At 43.5% G+C, this 586-nt stretch carries 1 protein-coding gene; it reads right to left on the bottom strand.

What is annotated here, in order from left to right:
- A partial coding sequence (locus Q4557_RS19875) for an IS3 family transposase (protein WP_303415069.1) occupies positions 1 to 586 on the bottom strand: 586 nt, incomplete at both ends.

Raw genomic sequence — 586 nt, 5'->3', positions numbered from 1 at the left:
TTCATAGGCCATCGAAAGCGCTTTGCCAGTTAAACGACTATCAGGTGATAACGACATAGCCCAGCCAATCACTTTACGTGCAAATAGATCAATCACCACAGCTAAGTACATCCAACGGTTACCAGCCCACACGTAGGTAACATCACCAACCCAGACTTCATTCGGAGCTGTGACAGCGAATTGTCGACCTAGGTGATTAGGGATTTCAATATGTTCTAGTGTCGCTTTTCGGTATTTGTGCCTAGGTATCTGGCAGCTAACTATACCAAGCTCTTTCATCAACTTAGTGGCACGATAACGGCTTAGCGAGACACCCTGCTGGCTAACCATATCTGCAATCGTTCTAGCACCTGCCGATCCATTACTTGCAGTGTGTACTTCGCTGACTAGGCTGCGAAGCTTAACCTTATCTGCGTTAATGGTTATTGGTCTCTTTCTCCAATACTTGTAACTACTACGATGAATACTGAACACTTCGCATAATGTTTTTATGCTATAGCTCTGCCTGAGTTTCTCAATTATTAAGAATTGTTCAGTGAGTCCGACATCAACAGAGCTGTGGCCTTTTTTAATATTTCGTTGTGTT

Origin of the sequence: Shewanella sp. 5_MG-2023 (genome assembly GCF_030547465.1) — a bacterium.
Lineage (GTDB): Bacteria > Pseudomonadota > Gammaproteobacteria > Enterobacterales > Shewanellaceae > Shewanella.
The sequence above is the reverse complement of the archived record's forward strand: the minus strand, read 5'-3'. Positions and strand labels throughout refer to the sequence as shown.